This is a genomic window from uncultured Tenacibaculum sp. (genome assembly GCF_947494125.1).
Taxonomy (GTDB): Bacteria; Bacteroidota; Bacteroidia; order Flavobacteriales; family Flavobacteriaceae; genus Polaribacter.
The window spans coordinates 1-20,037 of sequence record NZ_CANLTU010000020.1; the positions used below are offsets into that span (position 1 = coordinate 1).

Annotated in this window: 20 protein-coding genes and 1 riboswitch; all 20 genes read right to left on the bottom strand. The window is 31.4% G+C overall.

Annotation, left to right across the window (positions count from 1 at the left end):
- Nucleotides 1-126 precede the first annotated feature (126 nt).
- Nucleotides 127-1,047: a DUF58 domain-containing protein gene (locus Q0881_RS17205; protein WP_299163055.1), complete on the bottom strand. Its 921-nt coding sequence runs from the start codon at nucleotides 1,045-1,047 to the stop codon at nucleotides 127-129.
- A 69-nt stretch (nucleotides 1,048-1,116) separates the two neighbouring features.
- Complete coding sequence (trxA, locus tag Q0881_RS17210) at nucleotides 1,117-1,434, bottom strand: thioredoxin (RefSeq protein ID WP_299163058.1); 318 nt, start codon at nucleotides 1,432-1,434, stop codon at nucleotides 1,117-1,119.
- Nucleotides 1,435-1,565: 131 nt separating this feature from the next.
- Complete coding sequence (metF, locus tag Q0881_RS17215) at nucleotides 1,566-2,522, bottom strand: methylenetetrahydrofolate reductase [NAD(P)H] (RefSeq protein ID WP_299163060.1); 957 nt, start codon at nucleotides 2,520-2,522, stop codon at nucleotides 1,566-1,568.
- A gap of 9 nt (nucleotides 2,523-2,531) precedes the next feature.
- Nucleotides 2,532-5,210: a methionine synthase gene (metH, locus tag Q0881_RS17220; protein ID WP_299163063.1), complete on the bottom strand. Its 2,679-nt coding sequence runs from the start codon at nucleotides 5,208-5,210 to the stop codon at nucleotides 2,532-2,534.
- A 13-nt stretch (nucleotides 5,211-5,223) separates the two neighbouring features.
- The gene (locus tag Q0881_RS17225) at nucleotides 5,224-6,228 is read right to left on the bottom strand and encodes a homocysteine S-methyltransferase family protein (protein ID WP_299163065.1); all 1,005 of its coding nucleotides are present in this window, start codon (nucleotides 6,226-6,228) and stop codon (nucleotides 5,224-5,226) included.
- Between the two features lie 51 nt (nucleotides 6,229-6,279).
- Nucleotides 6,280-6,383, bottom strand: a riboswitch (SAM riboswitch).
- A 143-nt stretch (nucleotides 6,384-6,526) separates the two neighbouring features.
- Complete coding sequence (locus tag Q0881_RS17230) at nucleotides 6,527-8,119, bottom strand: T9SS type A sorting domain-containing protein (protein ID WP_299163067.1); 1,593 nt, start codon at nucleotides 8,117-8,119, stop codon at nucleotides 6,527-6,529.
- 145 nt (nucleotides 8,120-8,264) lie between these two features.
- Entirely contained in the window at nucleotides 8,265-9,155 is an 891-nt protein-coding gene (gene cysM / locus Q0881_RS17235) for a cysteine synthase CysM (protein ID WP_299163069.1), read from the bottom strand.
- A 22-nt stretch (nucleotides 9,156-9,177) separates the two neighbouring features.
- The gene (gene epsC, locus Q0881_RS17240; protein ID WP_299163072.1) at nucleotides 9,178-9,921 is read right to left on the bottom strand and encodes a serine O-acetyltransferase EpsC; all 744 of its coding nucleotides are present in this window, start codon (nucleotides 9,919-9,921) and stop codon (nucleotides 9,178-9,180) included.
- Between the two features lie 27 nt (nucleotides 9,922-9,948).
- A complete protein-coding gene (locus Q0881_RS17245; RefSeq protein WP_299163074.1) occupies nucleotides 9,949-10,278 on the bottom strand; it encodes a 2Fe-2S iron-sulfur cluster-binding protein in 330 nt (109 codons plus the stop codon).
- A 12-nt stretch (nucleotides 10,279-10,290) separates the two neighbouring features.
- Entirely contained in the window at nucleotides 10,291-11,346 is a 1,056-nt protein-coding gene (locus Q0881_RS17250; protein ID WP_299163076.1) for an NAD(P)/FAD-dependent oxidoreductase, read from the bottom strand.
- Nucleotides 11,347-11,353: 7 nt separating this feature from the next.
- On the bottom strand, nucleotides 11,354-11,935 hold the full coding sequence (locus Q0881_RS17255; RefSeq protein WP_299163079.1) for a bifunctional precorrin-2 dehydrogenase/sirohydrochlorin ferrochelatase: 582 nt from the start codon (nucleotides 11,933-11,935) through the stop codon (nucleotides 11,354-11,356).
- Nucleotides 11,932-12,699, bottom strand: coding sequence for a uroporphyrinogen-III C-methyltransferase (gene cobA / locus Q0881_RS17260; RefSeq protein WP_299163081.1), 768 nt, complete (start codon nucleotides 12,697-12,699; stop codon nucleotides 11,932-11,934). The genes Q0881_RS17255 and cobA overlap by 4 nt, the downstream gene beginning before the upstream one ends.
- Before the next feature lie 12 nt (nucleotides 12,700-12,711).
- On the bottom strand, nucleotides 12,712-14,814 hold the full coding sequence (locus Q0881_RS17265; RefSeq protein WP_299163083.1) for a HEPN domain-containing protein: 2,103 nt from the start codon (nucleotides 14,812-14,814) through the stop codon (nucleotides 12,712-12,714).
- 33 nt (nucleotides 14,815-14,847) lie between these two features.
- A complete protein-coding gene (locus tag Q0881_RS17270) occupies nucleotides 14,848-15,195 on the bottom strand; it encodes a 4Fe-4S dicluster domain-containing protein (RefSeq protein ID WP_299163086.1) in 348 nt (115 codons plus the stop codon).
- A 12-nt stretch (nucleotides 15,196-15,207) separates the two neighbouring features.
- Nucleotides 15,208-16,455, bottom strand: a complete 1,248-nt coding sequence (locus Q0881_RS17275) for a GTP-binding protein (protein WP_299163089.1) — start codon at nucleotides 16,453-16,455, stop codon at nucleotides 15,208-15,210.
- A gap of 51 nt (nucleotides 16,456-16,506) precedes the next feature.
- Nucleotides 16,507-17,412, bottom strand: a complete 906-nt coding sequence (gene cysD / locus Q0881_RS17280) for a sulfate adenylyltransferase subunit CysD (RefSeq protein ID WP_299163091.1) — start codon at nucleotides 17,410-17,412, stop codon at nucleotides 16,507-16,509.
- 11 nt (nucleotides 17,413-17,423) lie between these two features.
- Nucleotides 17,424-18,050, bottom strand: a complete 627-nt coding sequence (locus tag Q0881_RS17285; RefSeq protein WP_299163093.1) for a phosphoadenosine phosphosulfate reductase family protein — start codon at nucleotides 18,048-18,050, stop codon at nucleotides 17,424-17,426.
- Nucleotides 18,047-18,301, bottom strand: a complete 255-nt coding sequence (locus tag Q0881_RS17290) for a DUF2061 domain-containing protein (protein ID WP_299163095.1) — start codon at nucleotides 18,299-18,301, stop codon at nucleotides 18,047-18,049. The genes Q0881_RS17285 and Q0881_RS17290 overlap by 4 nt, the downstream gene beginning before the upstream one ends.
- 121 nt (nucleotides 18,302-18,422) lie before the next feature.
- The gene (locus Q0881_RS17295; protein ID WP_299163108.1) at nucleotides 18,423-18,830 is read right to left on the bottom strand and encodes an Rrf2 family transcriptional regulator; all 408 of its coding nucleotides are present in this window, start codon (nucleotides 18,828-18,830) and stop codon (nucleotides 18,423-18,425) included.
- Between the two features lie 27 nt (nucleotides 18,831-18,857).
- Nucleotides 18,858-20,024, bottom strand: coding sequence for an aminotransferase class I/II-fold pyridoxal phosphate-dependent enzyme (locus Q0881_RS17300; RefSeq protein WP_299163096.1), 1,167 nt, complete (start codon nucleotides 20,022-20,024; stop codon nucleotides 18,858-18,860).
- Between the last annotated feature and the right edge of the window lie 13 nt (nucleotides 20,025-20,037).

Sequence of the window (20,037 nt, forward strand, 5' to 3'; positions counted from 1 at the left end):
GTCTGGACGGGACTCGAACCCGCGACCCCATGCGTGACAGGCATGTATTCTAACCAGCTGAACTACCAGACCGTTGCTCTAAGCGGATGCAAATATATAATCTTTTTTTAGAAAAAAAAGATTTAATTACACTTTTTTTTGCCTGCTGATTAAATAGGAGGTAAGTATTTTGTCGTAACCTTCATTAATATCAACAGGTATATAATCTATTTTATATTGTAAACATTTGTTCTTTAGATTCTTGAAAAAAGACTGACTTAATTCAGTATAGTTTTTTTGAATGTTTTCAGCGTATAAATTTATTTCTTCTCCAGTTTCTACATCTACAAATTTTTTAGGAGTATTATCAAAATCAAATAAAAATTCAGTCTTTTTATCATAGGTATGAAATAATACAACTTCATGTTTATTGAATTTTAAATGCCTTAAAGCTTCAAAAAGCTCTTCTTCATTTTTTGTTGTTTGAAACATATCCGTAAATAAAAAGATTAAAGAGCGTCTATGTATTTTTTCAGCTATTTCATGTAAATACTCATGAGTTTCTGTTGTAGAATTAGATTTTGAGTTTAATAATCCTTCTAATTGATTTAACAGCATTTTTCTATGACGTTCACTGCCTTTTTCAGGAGCGTAGTACTCATAAGTATCAGAATAGATACTTAGACCTACAGCATCCCTTTGTCGCTTTAAAATATCCATTAAAGAAGCAGCAGCAATAGCAGAAAACCCAATTTTGTTTAAGTTATCAATAGATTGACTTTTAATTATAGGGTAATGCATTGATGCAGAGTTGTCAATAATTAAATGACAACGTAAATTGGTTTCTTCTTCATACTTTTTAGTATACAATTTTTCAGTTTTAGCAAAGAGCTTCCAATCTATATGGCGAGTACTTTCGCCTTTATTGTATAACTTATGTTCTGAAAATTCAACAGAAAATCCATGAAAAGGACTTTTGTGCATACCAGTTATAAAACCTTCTACTACTTGTTTTGCAAGTATTTCAAGATTTTTAATTTCTGAAGAAGTATTGTTTAAATCAATCATATAGTCCGAAAATAAAAAAAGGTTTGGCGATAGCCAAACCTTTTGAATTATATATTATAATACTACTGTTTATAAAGCAGCATCAATTTTATCAGTATATGCTTTTTTAGGAGCAGCACCAACTTGTTTGTCTACAACTTCACCGTTTTTGAAAATTAATACAGTAGGAATGTTTCTTACTCCATATTTAGCAGCAAATTCTTGGTTATTGTCAACGTCAACTTTACCAACAACAGCTTTTCCATCATATTCAGTATGAATTTCATCAACAATAGGCCCAACCATTCTACAAGGTCCACACCAAGCTGCCCAAAAATCAACTAATACTGGTTTATCAGATTTTAATACTACTTCGTCAAAGTTTGCATCTGTAATTTCTAATGCCATTTTATTATATTTTAATTAAGTTAATGTCTTTGTTTGTATTTTACAAAAGTAAGCAAATATTTTACCAATGCAATTTTACAAAAATTACTTTTTACTATCATAGTATCAATAGTTTCTATTTCCTTACAAGTTTAAAATACTTCTTTTGCTATTTGTTGAATATTGGTTGATTTACCCATAGAATAATAATGTAATAAAGGAACTCCAGCTTTTATTAATTCTTTACTTTGATTTATGCACCATTCAACACCAACTTGACGAACCGCTATATTGTCTTTGCAATTAACTACATCCATAATTAGATCATCAGGTAAATCAACTTTAAAACGATGTGGAATTAAATTCAATTGTTTCTTTGTTGAAATAGGTTTTAGTCCAGGAATAATAGGAACCGTAATTCCTTCAGCTCTGCATTTGGCTACAAAATCGAAATATTTTTGATTATCAAAAAACATTTGCGTTACAATATAAGTAGCTCCACTTTTAATTTTCTTTTTTAAAAAGTGAATGTCCGAATCTAAACTTGGAGCTTCCATATGCTTTTCAGGATATCCTGCAACACCTATGCAAAAATTTGTTTGGGATGAATTTAGTAATTCATCATCTAAATATTTTCCGTTATTTAAACTTTGAATTTGTGAAACTAATTCATTTGCATATTTATGACCTTCTTTCTCTGGTTTAAAATAAGTTTCGCTTTTTACTGCATCACCACGTAAGGCTACAACATTATCGATTCCTAAAAAATCTAAATCAATTAAAAAATTCTCAGTATCTTCTTTAGTAAACCCTCCGCATAAAATGTGAGGAACAGCATCGACTTGATATTTATTTTGAATTGCTGCACAAATTCCTACAGTACCAGGTCTTTTTTTTACGACTTGTTTTTTTAATAATCCGTTTTCAAGTTCTTTATAGGTGTATTCCTCTCTATGATAGGTAACGTCTATAAAAGGAGGATTAAATTCCATTAAAGGATCTATATTATTAAAAATTGATTGTATATGTTGTCCCTTTAAAGGAGGTAATATTTCAAACGAAAACAACGTTTTTCCGTTGGCGTTATTTATATGTTCTGTTACTTTCATGATTTTATTTTAATTGTCAGCAATTGTTGGGTGCAACCATTTTCTTGCTTTTTCTAATGAGATATTTTTTCTTGTTGCAAAATCGTTTACTTGATCATCTGTTATTTTTCCTAATCCAAAATATTTAGATTCTTCATTGGCAAAATAATAACCAGAAACAGCTGCTGCTGGCCACATAGCTAAGCTCTCGGTTAAAGTGACTCCTATTTGTTTTTCTACATCTAATAATTGCCAGATAGTTTCTTTTTCTAGATGATCTGGACATGCAGGATATCCTGGTGCTGGACGAATTCCTTTGTAGTTTTCATTTATTAAATCTTCATTTGTTAAGTTTTCATTAATGCCATATCCCCAATGCTTTGTTCTTATTCTATGATGTAAGTATTCTGCAAAAGCTTCAGCAAAACGATCTGCTAACGCTTGTGCCATGATAGCATTATAATCATCTTGTTGATTTTTATATTTTGTTGCTAATTCATCTGCACCAAAAATAGCCGTACAAAAAGCCCCCATATAATCAGTTTTACCTGTTTCTTTAGGAACTATAAAATCGGCTAAAGCGAAACTTGGCTTGTCGTCTCGTTTTTTTAATTGCTGACGTAGTGTTCTAAAAACAGCAATTTCTTTCCCTTTTTTCTGAATAGAGATATCGTCTGTATTAACAGTATTTGCTTCAAATAACCCAAAAACTCCTTTAGGTTTTAATAATTGTTTTGAAACAATTTCTCGGAGCATTTTTTGAGCATCTTCGAATAGGGTAGTGGCTTGTTCTCCTACAATATCATCGGTTAGTATATTAGGGTATTTACCATGTAAGTCCCATGAACGAAAGAAAGGAGACCAATCTATAAACGGAATTAGTTCTTTTAAACTTACTTGTTGTAATGTTTGAATTCCTAACTCTTTTGGTTTTATAATGTTTGAAGAATTCCAATCTATTTTAAATTTACGTTTGCGTGCTTCTTCTATTGAAATATATGCTTTTGTTTTTCCTCTTTTTAAAAACTTATCACGAAAGGCTGAATAGTCTTTTTTTAATTTAGCTACATATTCATTTTTAGTTTCTTTATTTAGTAGATTACTAACAACAGTTACTGCTCTAGATGCATCATTTACATGTATTACTGCATTTTTATATTGTGTGTCTATTTTTACAGCGGTGTGAGCTTTAGAGGTGGTTGCTCCTCCAATTAATAAAGGAACTTCAAAATTTTGGCGTTCCATTTCTTTTGCTAGATAAACCATTTCATCTAAAGAAGGCGTTATTAATCCGCTTAAGCCAATAGCATCAACATTTTCTTTTTTTGCGGATTCAATAATTTTTTCTGGAGGTACCATAACTCCTAAGTCTACAATTTCATAATTATTACATCCTAAAACAACTGAAACAATATTTTTACCAATATCATGAACATCACCTTTAACAGTAGCCATTAAAATTTTACCTAAGGCTTTTTGTTCCTCACCTTTTTCAGCTTCAATAAAAGGGTTTAAATGTGCGACAGCTTTTTTCATTACTCTAGCAGATTTTACAACTTGCGGTAAAAACATTTTTCCCGCTCCAAATAAATCTCCAACGACATTCATTCCAGACATTAAATGCCCCTCAATTACATGTAATGGACGTTCTACACTTAATCTTGCTTCTTCAGCATCTTCTATAATAAAAGCATCAATTCCTTTTACTAATGAATGTGTAATACGTTCTTGTAAGGATAAATTCCGCCATTCTAAAGCTTTACCATCGTCTTCTTTTTTCTTTCCTTTTACAGTTTCAGCAAAATCTAATAAACGTTCTGTAGCATCATCACGTTTGTCTAAAATTACATCTTCTATGTGTTCTAATAAACCTTTAGGGATATCATCATAAACTTCTAGCATTGCGGGATTTACGATTCCAATATTCATTCCAGCTTGTATAGCATAATAAAGAAAAACAGAATGCATTGCTTCACGAACTGTATTGTTTCCTCTAAAAGAGAAAGAAACATTACTAACGCCACCACTTATATTAGCATTTGGTAAGTTATTACGAACCCAACGTGTAGCTTCTATAAAATCAATTGCGTTTTTACGATGTTCTTCCATTCCTGTAGCAACAGGGAAAATATTTAAATCGAAAATAATATCTTCAGAAGGGAAGCCTACTTTATCTACTAAAACTTTATACGAACGTTCTGCTATTTCAATTCTACGTTGATAATTATCGGCTTGTCCAACTTCGTCAAAAGCCATTACAATTACTGCTGCTCCGTAACGTTTTATTTGGGTAGCTTCCCATATAAATTTTTCTTCACCTTCTTTTAAACTTATAGAGTTTACGACACATTTACCTTGTACTACTTGTAAGCCAGCCTCTATAATTTCCCATTTAGAACTATCAATCATAATAGGTACGCGACAAATATCAGGTTCTGCTGCTATTAGATTTAAAAAACGAACCATGGCTTCTTTTCCATCAATTAAACCATCATCCATATTTATATCAATGATTTGCGCTCCTCCATCTACCTGATGACGTGCTATTGCTAGTGCCTCATCGAATTTTTCTTCTTTAATTAATCGTAAAAACTTACGTGAACCTGCTACATTGGTACGTTCACCAACGTTTATAAAGTTGCTGTTTTCATTTAAAATCAAAGGCTCCAATCCTGATAAATGCATGAATTTTCTTTCTTCTCTACTCATTTTCACTTAATTATCAATGGTTTGTATTTGTAACTTTTCTCGGTTTATATTTTGAAGCTACTTTTGCAATGGCTGTAATATGTTTTGGCGTTGTACCACAACAACCTCCTATAATATTGATTAAATCTTTTTTTAGGTATTCTTCTATTTGAGATGCTGTTTCTTCAGGAGTTTCATCATATTCTCCAAAAGCATTTGGAAGTCCTGCATTTGGATGAGCCGAAGTAGCAAAATTTGTTTTTGATGCTATGACTTCTAAATGAGGTTGTAATAAGTTGGCTCCTAAAGCACAGTTAAAACCGACAGATAATAAAGGAATATGTGAAATAGATATTAGAAATGCTTCTGCAGTTTGACCGGATAGTGTTCTTCCTGAAGCATCTGTAATTGTACCTGAAATCATAATAGGTATTTCAATAGCACGTTCACTTTTTACTTCTTCTATGGCAAATAAAGCTGCCTTCGCATTTAAAGTATCAAATACTGTTTCTACTAATAAAATATCAGCTCCACCATCTAATAAAGCTTCTGTTTGTTGTTTGTAAGCTATTCGTAATTCGTTAAACGTAACGGCTCTATAACCAGGGTCGTTAACATCTGGAGACATGCTTGCTGTTCGATTGGTTGGTCCTATAGATCCTGCAACAAATCTGGGTTTATGAGGTTCTTTTTTTGTAAACTCTTGTGCAACTTCTTTAGCTATTTTTGCCGACTCATAATTTAATTCGTACACCAAACCTTCCATTTGGTAGTCTGCCATGGCTATGGTTGTACCCGAAAAAGTATTGGTTTCAACAATATCAGCACCTGCTGCAAAGTATTTTCGATGTACTTCTTTTACTGCTTCTGGTTGCGTAATTGATAATAAGTCATTATTACCTTGTAGTGGTGTTGGATACTCTTTAAAACGTTCTCCGCGAAAATCCTCTTCAGTGAATTTATATTCTTGAAGCATAGTACCCATAGCTCCATCGAGTACGAGAATTCTTTTTTGTATTTCTGTATAAATGTTTGACATTCCTGATAATTAAAAGTTTTGTTATCAGGAAAAGAGGAAGTAAAATCCTTTCCGTTATCTCTCTGCCAAGCAGTAGAATGTAGCACCTTCTTTGTTTACACAAAGGGTTGCTAAGGTTTCAAAGGGTCTATTCCCTCCACCTTTCTTGATAACATCAATTAAGTTAATGAACTAAGGTACAAATCTATTGGTTTATTTTTAGTTTCCCAATAAATTATTCTTTTTATTTTTAATAAAAAATCTCACTTACAAATAGTAAGTGAGATTTTAAGATTTAGTATTTTCCCTTTTTAGTTATTTATTTTTTTATAATTTTTGATTCTTTTATGGTTGTATTGCCAGAAATAGCTTTTAGTATATACATTCCTTTTTTGATACTTTTTACATCGATAGTATTACCTCTTGAAGTGGCTATTCTTGTACCGTTAAGAGAATAAAGTTCTAACCTGTCAATATTGGTATTTGACTTTATGTTTATTATATCTGATACTGGATTAGGATAGGTTGTAACTTCTATATTTGTATTTCTTTCAGGTGTTAATTCACCTAAATCAGGATCCATTACTTTCATATTAGAATAAATAACGTTTATTGTTTTTGTGGTTGTGCATCCTGTATTTACATCTGTAACTTCAACCGTATAATAATAATTGCCTTCTGCTCCTTTTGTAACATAGAGCCTATCATTTGTGCTTAATATTTGTGTTGTATTAGCAGCATACCATTTGTATGTGTATTGACCATTTTGTGGTAGTCCTAATACTTTTAAGGTAATTGTTTGTCCTGGTTTTACCGTATATAATGTCCCAAAATAAAAACTAGGTTTTCCTATAACGTAAACTTTCATTACTTTTTCAATCCAAGTATTATTTGGTCCTGAATTTATTGCTAGTTTAACATGGTATTGAGTGGTAACACCTTGTGGAGAAGTTAAAGGAAATTGAGTTTGTAAGTCTAAATCACTATAAGGAACTCCATCATTCCAAGTATGAGATCCATTTACAGCTTGACCGTTACTTCCTATCTTATAAATAGCAGTAAAATATTGAATTCTCTGATTATGATCTAAAGAAGTATCTACTGTTCCTCTACCATCTAAAATTACTGGATCTCCACTGCAAATTTGAATTCCTACATTGGTGTCAGAATTATCACCGTTAAGAGCCATTGATACTTTTCCAGGCTCGTTTAAATCACCTGTCATTGTAACTCCATCGATATACATTTCACCTTGTGCAGTAGCTTGAGTAGAATAATATACAAATAGTAGCTGTGTATAATCTTTGGTAGGAGTAAATGTTACATTAACGCTTGTGTTATTTCCTGTAGGAGAATTATTACTCCAATGACTACTAGTGTTTAAAATAACTTTTTTTACAAGTTTTTGATCATTAGACGGTAAAGAACTGTATATACTATTATTATTTACAGTTCCTACATCTTCAATGATATTACTGTTAATATTATAATTTGCTGTGGCACTATTTGTAGCTATAACATAAAGAGTTCCACTATTTTTTTTATAATCAAACTTAAGTTTATATGTTTTATTACTTTTCATAGGATAATACATAAACATTGAGTTTCCTTTTTTTTGTCCATTAGTATTATAATACTTTAAGGAAGCATAGTTTGAACCATTCCCACAAGGTCCACAAGTGTAAACCCCATTATAACCGTTATAGTGAGTTATCGGGTTACCTTTATAAGCGTACCAACTTGGTCCTAATCTTCTTGCTGTAAAATGAGCATATATATTATTCGCATTACCAGCAGAGAGTGTTTCAAAACTACCGTTTTTTAATTCATAAGGTGATTGTGAAAATGTTTTACTGAAATTAAATAAAACTAATGCATACAACATTAGTTTTAAAACTTTTACTTTTTTCATTTTTATGATTTTTTTCGGGGGTTAACACTAAATCTATGATAAAAGTAAAAGCTATATCTTCTTGAAGGTTTTATAAATTTCCGAAATAAAGAAATATGTTTCCGAAAGATTATTTTTGAAGAAAATTATGAATTAAAGAAATTTTCTATAAACCGTATAATTCTGAAGACAAATAACGATCTCCTCTATCACAAACAATAGCAACTACCACTCCTTTCTCTATAGAGTTAGCAACCTTAAGAGCTGTAGCAAATGCACCACCACTACTCATACCCGCAAAAATGCCTTCTTGCTCTGCTAACTTAATTGTACCTTCTTCAGCTTCCTTTTGGTTTACTTCTAGAATAGTACTGATTTTTTGAGGCTTAAAAATAGCAGGTAAGTATTCTTGCGACCATTTTCTAATTCCAGGAATTTTAGCACCTTCTTTAGGTTGAACTCCAATAATTTGAATTTGTTCGTTCTTTTCTTTCAAATAATCAGAAACTCCAGTTATTGTGCCAGTGGTTCCCATTGCAGAAACAAAATGAGTTATTTCACCTTCTGTATCTCTCCAAATTTCAGGCCCCGTAGTTGTATAATGTGCTTTTGGATTGTCAAAATTATCAAATTGATTTAACCTAAAATATCCTTTTTTATATTTTAATTCTAAGGCATGGTCTATGGCTCCTTCCATTCCTAATGCGGTGGGCGTTAAAATAACTTCAGCACCATAAGCTCTCATTGTTTTTACTCTTTCAACAGTAGCGTGTTCAGGCATTACCAATACCATGTTTACACCTAATACTTTTGCCATTAAAGCCAACGCAATACCTGTATTCCCACTAGTAGCTTCTACTAAAGTGTCTCCTTTTTTTATGTTTTTTCTTTTAATTGCTTCAGAAATCATAAAATATGCAGCTCTATCTTTTACACTACCTCCAGGGTTATTTCCTTCAAGTTTCAATAATAGTTTAACATTTGGTTTATTAAAAGCATTGGTTATTTCTACTAGTGGAGTATTTCCTACAAAATCGATGATACTTTTTGTCTTCATGGTTTATTTCTTATTATGAAAATCATTTTACATATGATTTTCTGGTGGTAATTTTATTTTCTAATTCATAGGTAACTATCGATCCTTCAGGAACTGATTCAGTTACACATACATTAGCGCCAATAATACTATCTTGTCCAATAATTACATTGCCTCCCAATATGGTAGCATTGGCATAGATAGTAACATTATTTTCTATTGTTGGATGCCTTTTTGTAGAAGCTAATTCTTTTTTTACTTGAATTCCTCCTAAGGTTACTCCCTGGTAAATTTTTACATTATTATGTATTTTAGTGGTTTCTCCAATTACAATTCCTGTAGCATGATCAATAAAAAAAGAAGAACCAATAATTGCTCCGGGATGAATATCTGTACCCGTTACTCCATGAATATATTCACTCATCATTCGAGGTAAAATAGGGACATTCAATTTTATTAGTTCATGGCTTAATCGGTATACAGCTATTGCATGAAAACCTGGATATGCTAAATAAACTTCCTCTAAGCTTTTACAAGCTGGGTCGTTCTGTTCAAAAGCAATGGCATCTAAATCTAATTGTTCTCTTATTTTGCAAAAAGTATCTTGATATAACATCCAAAAATTTTCACTCTGAAGAACATTTAATTCATTTAAGATCGCAATAAACTGTTCTTTTAAATGTGTTGCTTTTTCTTGACAAACATCACTAAATAAAGCATAAAATAACTGCTTGGTAAAAGCCTCGACATTGTCTTTTAATGATAAATTATAATTTTTAAACTGCATTTTGATAGTTCTTTTTATACAAATGAATTAGTTTTCTGGTGCTAATTCTATTTCTAATCCTTCTAACTCAGGTGTCATTTGAATTTGACATCCTAAACGACTATTATCTTCTACATGAAATGCTTCTGCTAACATCAAATCTTCATCTGGAGTCATTTCTGATAATTGATGATCTGATTTTATATAGCATTGACATGATGCGCACATTGCCATACCTCCACAAATACCAATTGTTCCTTCTTCTGCTAGTTCATACGAACGAACAATTTCCATTAAATTCATTGCCATGTCGGTAGGTGCAATTATTTCGTGCATTATACCTTCTCGATCGGTTATTTTTATGTTGACGTCTGACATTATTTATTCTAATTAACTAATTGCTTTTACCACTGCTTTTGGTGCTTCTTTTTTTGTTCCGTCAAAACCTTCAACACCTCCAACAGTTGTATATTTCATTACATATTTTTTTTCTGGATGTATACGTTGAAATGCACTTTGACACATTAAGGTTGCTTCGTGAAATCCACATAAAATCAGTTTTAATTTCCCAGGATATGTATTTACATCTCCAATGGCATAAATCCCTGGTATATTTGTTTGATAATCGAGTGCATTATTTACTTTAATTGCGTTTTTTTCGATTTCTAATCCCCAGTTTGCAATTGGTCCTAGTTTTGGAGATAATCCAAATAATGGAATAAAATGATCAGCTTCGTACACATACGGTTCTTCTCCTTTTTCCACAATTTGAACCCCAGTAACATGGTCTGTCCCATAAACTTTTTTTATTTCTGCAGGCGTTATTAAATGAATTTTTCCAATATCTTTTAATTCTTGTACTCTTTCTACAGAATCCAAAGCTCCTCTAAACTCATTTCTACGATGTACTAAAGTTACTTCCGAAGCAATATCAGATAGGAAAATAGCCCAGTCTAGAGCTGAATCTCCACCACCAGCAATAACCACTTTTTTATTGCGATAAATTTCTGGTTCTCTAATAATGTATTCTACTCCTTTATCTTCAAAATTTGAGATATTTGGAATTGGAGGTTTTCTCGGCTCGAAACTACCTAGTCCACCTGCAATTGCTACTACTGGAGCACGGTGTTTAGTTCCTTTGTTTGTGGTAACAATAAAAGTCCCGTCTTCTTGTTTCTCTATAGAATCGGCTCTTTCTCCTAAGGTAAAACTAGGTTCAAATTGTTTAATTTGTTCTAGTAGGTTTTTGGTTAAGTCGCCAGCTAATATTTCTGGATATGCAGGAATATCATAAATAGGTTTTTTAGGATATATTTCAGAACATTGCCCTCCCGGTTGGGGTAGTGCATCAATTAAATGACATTTTAATTTTAATAATCCTGCTTCAAAAACAGTGAATAAGCCTGTAGGTCCCGCACCTATAATTAATATATCTGTTGTAATCATTTCTTTATTATTTCACTAAACTCTCAGTGAGTTTGTTTAATGTTTCTACTTTTTTTTCAAAATCACCTTTAATGGTTCTTCTGTATTTATTTAAATTTTGAACAAATTCATTGATGTCCTTTGGTATAACTTCTTCAAAAAACTGACGTAGTCTTTTTGCTGTTGTAGGCGATTTTCCGTTCGTAGAAATTGCTATTTTCACATTCCCTTTTGTTACAATTCCTCCTAAATAAAAATCACATAGTTGAGGTGTATCAGCTACGTTTACTAATAAATTTTGTTTTTTACAATCATTATATGCTTGTATGTTCACATCGTTATCGTTGGTAGCAACAATTATCAAATCTTTATTCTTTAAATAATTTGAATTATAAGCTTCTTGGATAATTTCAACTTTATGTTTTATAGCTAAATCTCTTACTTCTGGAAGAATATCTATTGCTACTATTTGAACTTTTGCATTTGGACTTGATTTTAGTAAAAAACTCAATTTTTCTAAACCTACATTCCCTGCACCTATTAAAAGAACATTTAGCTGATGTACTTTTAAAAAAATAGGGTAGAGGTTGTTCCTTTCTTTTAGTATCATACAGCTATATTGGTTTTTACTTGTGATTGAACTAATTGAAGTTCTTGCCTATGATTTACAACTTCCCCTAATATTATTATAGCTGGATTGCTTAACTTCTTTTTAGAAACTATTTGCTCTATCGTATCAACTGTACCAATACCTATTTTTTCTTGCGGAGTAGTACCATTTTGAATAATAGCGACAGGTAAATCATGTTTATTTTCTTTTTGAAAAAGTTTAATAATTTCTGGTAGTTTTCCCATTCCCATTAGAATAACAACTGTAGCACTAGATTTTGCTGCTAAAGCCACATCATTTGATATTTGATGTTGCTTTGTAGTACCGGTAATCACCCAGAAACTTTCTGAACTTCCGCGCTTTGTTAATGGTATATTTTGATACGCAGGAACTGCTAAAGATGAAGAAATGCCAGGCACAACAGCTGTTTGTAAGCCAAATTTTGCAGCATATTCCATTTCTTCTGCTCCTCTACCAAAAATAAATGGATCTCCACCCTTTAAACGTACTACATGCCCATGAGAATGACCTCTAGCGACTATTAATTCATTAATTTGTTCTTGTTGATAACGGTAACAACCTCTTCTTTTACCTACAAAAATAATTTCAGCATTTGGATTTACATATTCTAATAAATCGTTATTTACTAAAGCATCATATAAAACAACATCTGCTTGTTTTAAAGCATTGATTGCTTTTAAAGTGATTAATTCTATATCACCTGGCCCTGCACCAACTACGGTTAATTTTGGTAGATTTCTCATGTTCTTTTATCTTTAACTTTCTACTGCTACTTTCCTGTAAGCATCTATCGTTTTATAAAACAACTTTGTTTCTTCTAGGTATTTTTTAGCAAAAGATTCTGTTGGTTTATTTTCTTTAATTTGGTATATAAAATCAGCAAATGAAGTTGGTAATACAATTTTGTTAGTATTCACAAAAACTTCATCAAAATTTGTAATAATTCCAGCTTGCGAATTTGTTTTTGCTCCTTCAGAAGTTAACAATGCCTTTGCTGTATTAATAATTGCTGAATAAGAATGATATATACTATCCGACCATTGTTTTTCTTTAAATGCTTCTGTAGCATTTTCTATTTTTTCTTCACTTTCAAATAGTAAGGTTGCTATTAAATCAATAACAACTCCAGCACATTCTCCTACACCTATGGCTTTTACATAGTTTTTATCATGTCCCCAATCAATAAAATCATCTTGTTCTAAATTGGTAGTATCAGATAAATGCTTTAATAAATCATAGAAATACGTTTTTCCATATCGATCATAGTATGCCAAGAAGTCTTCGTTTTCTTGTTTGTTATCTTCAAAATTATTCAAAAGCGTACGTAAAGCTTCTGGTCCTCTTTTACTTGGTATTTTTACTAGTTTATCAGAAAAACGACCATTACCATCACCTAAAATACCCCCTCCAATTAATACCTGTAGGGCAGGGGCTAATAAGGTTCCTACTTTTACAGACATTCCTTGGAAACCAATATGTGCCATGTTATGTTGTCCACATGCATTCATACAACCACTAATTTTAATAGTGATGTCTTTGTTATTTATGTATTGTGGATATTCTGATTTTAATACACCTTCTAATTCTGTTGCTATACCTGTACTACTTGAAATACCTAAATTACAAGTATCTGTACCAGGACATGCAGTAATATCTGCTAAGCTATTATACCCCGCTTCTGTAAAACCTAATTTTTCTAATTCAGTATAGAAAAAAGGTAAAAATTCTTCTCTTATATGACGAATTAAAATGTTTTGACGTAATGTAAAACGTAATTCATTTGCTCCATATTTTTTAATTAAATCAGCTAATAAACGTGCTTTGTCAGTATAAAAATCTCCTAAATGAACTTTAATTCCTACAGCGTATAAATCGTCTTGTTTTTGTTTAATGACATTGGTTTCTTTCCAGTTTTTATAAGCTTCTTCATCTGTTATTTTTACTGATGGTATTTCAGTTGTTTCAAAATGAATTTCCTTTTCAAATTCTGATGTGTCAATTGGGTATGTTTGATAGGCAAATGCTTTTTGCTCTTCTGCAACCAATTTTAAAAAAGCATCAACACCTAAATCTTTCACTAAAAATTTTAAGCGTGCTTTTGCTCTTTTTGAACGTTCTCCATATCTATCAAAAACACGTAAAACACCTTCAATTGTAGGGATTAATAAATCTGTTTCTAAAAATTCATATATAACATCTGCATGACGAGGTTGTGAACCTAATCCACCAGCTAATAATACTTTAAAACCTTTTGTTTCTTTGCCGTTTATAGTTTTTGTTTTCGCTATAAAACCTAAATCATGCATAAAACTTATTGCTGTATCTTCATCTGTTGCTGAAAATGAAATCTTAAATTTCCTTCCCATTTCTTGACAAATAGGGTTTCGTAAGAAAAATTGAAATGTTGCATGAGCAAATGGAGTTACATCAAAAGGTTCATTTACATCAATACCTGCAGTTTCTGAAGCAGTTACATTACGAACTGCATTTCCACAGGCTTCACGTAAAGTAATATCATCTTTTTCTAGTTGCGCCCATAACTCAGGTGTTCTATCTAAACTTACGTAATGAATTTGTATGTCTTGACGTGTTGTAATATGCAAACGACCTCGAGAATATTCGTCGGATACATCAGCAATTCGATGTAATTGTTCACTCGTAACTTTACCATATGGTAGTTTTATACGGATCATTTGTACACCTAGCTGACGTTGGCCATATACACCTCTAGCTAAACGCAAACTTCTAAAGCGTTCTTCGTCTATTTGTCCCTCTTTAAATAAACGGATTTTACGTTCTAATTCTAGAATGTCTTTTTCTACAATTGGGTTTTCTATTTCGGTTCTAAAACTTTGCATTACTCTATTTTTTAAAGCTTGTAAGCGTTACTTTTAATTATGTAAGAACTGTTGTTTTGTTAATAGTTCTTCTTCTGTTTCAATTGTATCTTCATCGGGCACACAACAATCTACTGGACATACAGCTGCACATTGTGGTTCTTCATGAAATCCTTTACATTCTGTACATTTGTCTGGAACAATGAAATAGTATTCATCAGAAACTGGTTCTTGATCTTCATTTGCATCTATTTCAGTTCCATTCAATAATTTTATAGTTCCATTTAATGAAGTTCCTTCTTTATAATTCCAGTCTGAAGCCCCTTCATAAATAGCTGTATTTGGGCATTCTGGTTCGCATGCTCCACAATTGATGCACTCATCTGTTATTATAATAGCCATTTGATTTTCTTGTTACTGAATAAAGCCTACTCCGGCTGTATTATTAGTTTTTGGATTTATTAAAATGAAAGTTCCATTTGCTTTATTCTTTTTGTAAGAATCAAAAAACAACGGTTTGCTTACTTTTAAAGTAACATCACCAATTTCATTTAAAGTTAATTGTGATGGATTTTCTTCTTTACCAGAAAAATCTGTTTTTATAATGGATGATAAAGACATAATTTTAGCCTGCGCATCATTTACACCGTGTTTTATATAATATTTATTCAAAGCTTGTAATGGAGATTTATCCATCCAACATATTGTAGCAGTTAATTCTTTAGAAACAGTAGGAGTTTCTTTAGTTTTTACCAGCATATCTCCTCTGCTTACATTTACATTATCTTCTAGAGTAAGGGTTACAGAGCTTCCTCTTTTTGCTTGTAAATATTCTTTTTCAAAAAAGTGAATGCTTTTTATTTTTGATGCTGTAGTTGATGGTAATACCGTAACTTCATCACCAACAGCTAAGTTTCCACCGTAAATTTTCCCTGCGTATCCTCTAAAATCATGGTAATCCTCTGTTTTAGGTCTTATTACGGTTTGAACAGGAAAGCGTGTTTGTGATTGCTCTTGTAAATCTTCAGATTCTAGACTTTCTAAATGGTATAATAATGTTTCTCCTTTATACCAAGGTGTACTTGTCGATTTTTTAACAACATTGTCTCCTTTTAAAGCTGAAAGAGGAATAAAAGTTAATTGTTGGCTTTTATAAGCACTCTTACCTGCTAAATATTCAATTTCATTTTTTATTTGATTGAATTTCTCTTCTGAATAATCAACTAAGTCCATTTTATTAATAGCAATAACTACATTTTTTACTCGTAGTAAATTGTTTATAAAAAAGTGGCGATACGTTTGTTCTATTACACCATTACGTGCATCAATTAAAACAATTGAAACTTGTGAATTTGAAGCTCCAGTAACCATATTTCTAGTATATTCAATATGTCCAGGAGTATCTGCAATAATGAAACTTGTTTTTGGAGTTGAAAAATATATATGAGCTACATCTATTGTAATTCCTTGTTCTCTTTCGGCAATTAAACCATCGGTAGCTAATGAGAAATCTAAGTAATCAAAACCTCTTTGTTTACTTTTTTCTTCTATAGCTTCTAATTTGTCATCTGTTAATGAATTGGTATCGTATAGAATACGACCTATTAAAGTACTTTTACCATCATCGACACTTCCTGCTGTTGCTATTTTTAGTACGTTCATTTTTTTGCTTTTTGCTATTTTAATAGCTTATATTAATTCCTAAAGTGATTTTTAAAAGTATCCTTGTTGTTTACGTTTCTCCATTGCTGCTTCCGATCGTTTATCATCTATTCTAGCACCTCTTTCAGATATTGTTGATACTTTAATTTCATCTACTACTGTATTTATATCTATAGCATTTGATAATACTGCAGCTGTACAGCTCATATCTCCAACTGTTCTGAAGCGCACCATTCGTTCTTGTACTTCTTCATTTTCATCTCTATAAACTACATTGTCTTCTGCAGACCAAATAAGTCCATCTCTTAAAAAAGTTGCTCTTTTATGTGCAAAATAGATAGATGGTATTTCAATATTTTCATTTTTTATATAAGACCACACATCTAGCTCTGTCCAGTTTGAAATAGGAAAAACTCGTACGTTTTGCCCTAAATCGATTCTTCCATTTAACATGTCGAATAATTCTGGACGTTGGTTTTTTTCATCCCATTGACCAAAATCGTCACGAACAGAAAAAATGCGTTCTTTAGCTCTTGCTTTTTCTTCATCTCTTCTCGCTCCACCGATACATGCATCAAAACCAAATTCATCAATGGCATCTAATAGCGTTTCTGTTTGTAGCATGTTTCGGCTTGCGTACTTTCCTGTTTCTTCTTTTACTCTTCCTTTGTCAATATTATCTTGAACATTTCTAATGATTAATTCAACACCTAATTCATTAGCTAAACGATCTCTAAATTCAATAGTTTCTGGAAAATTATGACCAGTGTCTATATGTAAAAGAGGGAAAGGAATTTTAGCTGGATAAAATGCTTTCTGTGCTAATCGTACCAATGTTATACTATCTTTTCCTCCTGAAAATAATAGTACTGGTTTTTCAAATTGAGCAACAACTTCTCTAAATATATATATGGCTTCACTTTCTAAAGCACCTACTTTTATTGTTTTTGTATTCATAATCATATTCTTTAAATATGTAAACCACATTCTCTATTACTTTCTACTTTTGTTGGATCGAAATATTTGAATTCATTTGGTAGTTTATGCTCTTCTAAGTATTTATTTAAATCCTCATCTGACCAATGATAAAAAGGACTTACTTTTAAAATTCCATCTTTACTAAAAGAAAGCACTCCAATATTGTCTCTAAAGGAAGTTTGTCCTTTTCGTAAATTTGTAAACCAAATTTCTGGTTGATGTTCTGACATCGCCCTCTTAAAAGGTTCTAATTTTACTTGTTCAGTAAATAACACATGATTTTTATCTTCAATTGAAGGAATTCCTAATACAGAATTTCTATGTGCTACCGTTTGCTTTGGCACATATAAATAAATATTTAAATCTAATTCCTTAATTAATTCCTCAGCATGCTTATAGGTTTGAGGAGTGTTATATCCTGTGTCGCACCAAATAGTTTTTATTGAAGGATTTTCTTTTGAAACTAAATGTAAAATAGCTACTTCATAAGGCCTAAAGTTTGTTGTAAGAATTGTTTTCTTTTTTAAATCGAAAATCCATTCTATTATTTGATTTGGGGTTAGTTTTTCTAACCCTTTATTTAATTCTTCTATGTTTAACTGACTTTGTAAGCTCATTTTTTGCCCCATTTTATTTTGTTCCAAATTCTTTCATGAAAAAAATACAATACCATCTTTGTTCCTAATTCTATGCTACCTATTGAAAAAGCTGTACTTATTTCTCCTGTAATTAGCCATGATATTAAAATAGTATCTATAGTGCCAATTACTCTCCAACTAACCGATTTCACAATACTTCGTAACGGATTTTCTGAAACTTTATCCAGTGTGTAATTTTTTTTATTTTCTATTATTTGTTCTAAAATCATTTTTAAAGTTCTATTACCCTATCGGGTAACTAGGTTTTAAGAATTGACAAATGTATACATTCATTTTAAATGTGAAAACATTTATTTGAAAATTTTACAATAGAATAACATTTGTGTTATTTTACACTAAATCTGCAAGTGTATTATTACGAAGTACTTGTAAGGTGTTATCTCTAACTTGAATCATTAATTTATGTACTGAACATGCGTCTTCATCAGGGCAGTCATCACATTTTTCATAATAGTTTAAACTAACACAAGGTAGCATGGCTATTGGACCCTCTAGCGTTCTAATAACATCTGTCATTTTAATTTCAGACGCTTCTTTTAACATGTAATAACCGCCACCTTTTCCTTTTTTGGCTCCCAAAAAACCAGATTTTCGTAAGGTAAGTAATATACTTTCTAAAAATTTATGAGATATATTCTCTTTCTCGGAAATAGTAGCTATTTGTACTTTATTTCCTTTTTCTTGTCGAGCAATAAAGGCTAGTGCCTTTAAACCATATTTTGTTTTCTTAGAAAGCATATTACAAAAATACACTTTATTTATTTTTTAAGTATCTAATGCTTGTTTTAAATCGTTAATAATATCCTCTATATTTTCTAAACCAATCGAACAACGAACTAGTCCGTTTGTAATACCAACTTCTAACCTGTCTTCTATGCTTAATTTACTATGAGTTGTTGATGCTGGATGTGTAACGATTGTTCTTGTATCTCCTAAATTTGCAGATAATGAACACATTTTTATTGCGTTTAAAAATTTGCGACCTGCTTCAATTCCTCCTTTAATTTCAAAAGCTACAATATTACCGCCTAATTTCATTTGCTTTTTAGCGATATTATATTGTGGATGTGATTTTAAAAATGGATATTTTACTAGATTTACTTTTGGATGTTCTTCTAAAAACGTTGCTACTTTTAAGGCATTTTCACAATGCTTTTCTACTCTAATACTTAAAGTTTCTAAACTTTTAGATAATACCCAGGCATTAAAAGGAGACATAGCTGGCCCAGTATTTCTTGAAAAAAGATAAATTTCACGTATTAAATCTTCTTTTCCAACGGCAATTCCTCCTAAAACTCTCCCTTGTCCATCAATTAATTTAGTGGCTGAATGAATAACCAAATCTGCACCAAATTTTATTGGATTCTGTAAATATGGAGTTGCAAAACAATTATCTATAACTAAAAGTAAATTATGCTTTTTAGCAATTTTTCCTAATAGTTCTAAATCAATAATATCTACAGCTGGATTTGTAGGAGTTTCAGCATATAAAATTTTTGTATTTGGTTGAATTAATTGTTCAATTTTATCAACCTCATTTATTTTAAAATAACTAGTACTAATATTCCATTTTGGTAAATATTTAGTTAATAGACTATGTGTTGATCCAAATACAGATCTGCAAGAAACTATATGATCTCCTGCATTCAACAAAGCTCCGAAAGTGGAAAATACCGCAGCCATTCCTGTTGCAAAAGCATAACCGGCTTCAGCCCCTTCCATTTGAACTATTTTGTCAACAAATTCTGTTGTATTTGGATTCGAGAATCTACTATATAAGTTCTTTTCTTTTTCTTCTGCAAAAGAAGCACGCATATCTTCGGCATCATCAAATACAAAACTAGACGTTAAGTATAAGGGAGTTGAATGCTCTGAGAATTGTGTGCGTTCTGTTTGTGTTCGTATGGCTTTTGTTTCGAAATGGTTGTTCATGGTTGTTTGTTAA

Bases quoted from the DNA above. Each gene is read 5' to 3' on its own strand.
- epsC (WP_299163072.1), bottom strand. From the start codon at position 9,921: ATGCAGTTTAAAAATTATAATTTATCATTAAAAGACAATGTCGAGGCT.
- Q0881_RS17225 (WP_299163065.1), bottom strand. From the start codon at position 6,228: ATGTCAAACATTTATACAGAAATACAAAAAAGAATTCTCGTACTCGAT.
- cysM (WP_299163069.1), bottom strand. From the start codon at position 9,155: ATGAAGACAAAAAGTATCATCGATTTTGTAGGAAATACTCCACTAGTA.
- metF (WP_299163060.1), bottom strand. From the start codon at position 2,522: ATGAAAGTAACAGAACATATAAATAACGCCAACGGAAAAACGTTGTTT.
- cobA (WP_299163081.1), bottom strand. From the start codon at position 12,699: ATGAGAAATCTACCAAAATTAACCGTAGTTGGTGCAGGGCCAGGTGAT.
- metH (WP_299163063.1), bottom strand. From the start codon at position 5,210: ATGAGTAGAGAAGAAAGAAAATTCATGCATTTATCAGGATTGGAGCCT.
- Q0881_RS17290 (WP_299163095.1), bottom strand. From the start codon at position 18,301: ATGATTTTAGAACAAATAATAGAAAATAAAAAAAATTACACACTGGAT.
- Q0881_RS17230 (WP_299163067.1), bottom strand. From the start codon at position 8,119: ATGAAAAAAGTAAAAGTTTTAAAACTAATGTTGTATGCATTAGTTTTA.
- Q0881_RS17295 (WP_299163108.1), bottom strand. From the start codon at position 18,830: ATGCTTTCTAAGAAAACAAAATATGGTTTAAAGGCACTAGCCTTTATT.
- Q0881_RS17250 (WP_299163076.1), bottom strand. From the start codon at position 11,346: ATGATTACAACAGATATATTAATTATAGGTGCGGGACCTACAGGCTTA.
- Q0881_RS17205 (WP_299163055.1), bottom strand. From the start codon at position 1,047: ATGATTGATTTAAACAATACTTCTTCAGAAATTAAAAATCTTGAAATA.
- Q0881_RS17245 (WP_299163074.1), bottom strand. From the start codon at position 10,278: ATGTCAGACGTCAACATAAAAATAACCGATCGAGAAGGTATAATGCAC.
- Q0881_RS17300 (WP_299163096.1), bottom strand. From the start codon at position 20,024: ATGAACAACCATTTCGAAACAAAAGCCATACGAACACAAACAGAACGC.
- Q0881_RS17270 (WP_299163086.1), bottom strand. From the start codon at position 15,195: ATGGCTATTATAATAACAGATGAGTGCATCAATTGTGGAGCATGCGAA.
- Q0881_RS17285 (WP_299163093.1), bottom strand. From the start codon at position 18,050: ATGAGCTTACAAAGTCAGTTAAACATAGAAGAATTAAATAAAGGGTTA.
- Q0881_RS17255 (WP_299163079.1), bottom strand. From the start codon at position 11,935: ATGATACTAAAAGAAAGGAACAACCTCTACCCTATTTTTTTAAAAGTA.
- Q0881_RS17265 (WP_299163083.1), bottom strand. From the start codon at position 14,814: ATGCAAAGTTTTAGAACCGAAATAGAAAACCCAATTGTAGAAAAAGAC.
- Q0881_RS17275 (WP_299163089.1), bottom strand. From the start codon at position 16,455: ATGAACGTACTAAAAATAGCAACAGCAGGAAGTGTCGATGATGGTAAA.
- cysD (WP_299163091.1), bottom strand. From the start codon at position 17,412: ATGAATACAAAAACAATAAAAGTAGGTGCTTTAGAAAGTGAAGCCATA.
- trxA (WP_299163058.1), bottom strand. From the start codon at position 1,434: ATGGCATTAGAAATTACAGATGCAAACTTTGACGAAGTAGTATTAAAA.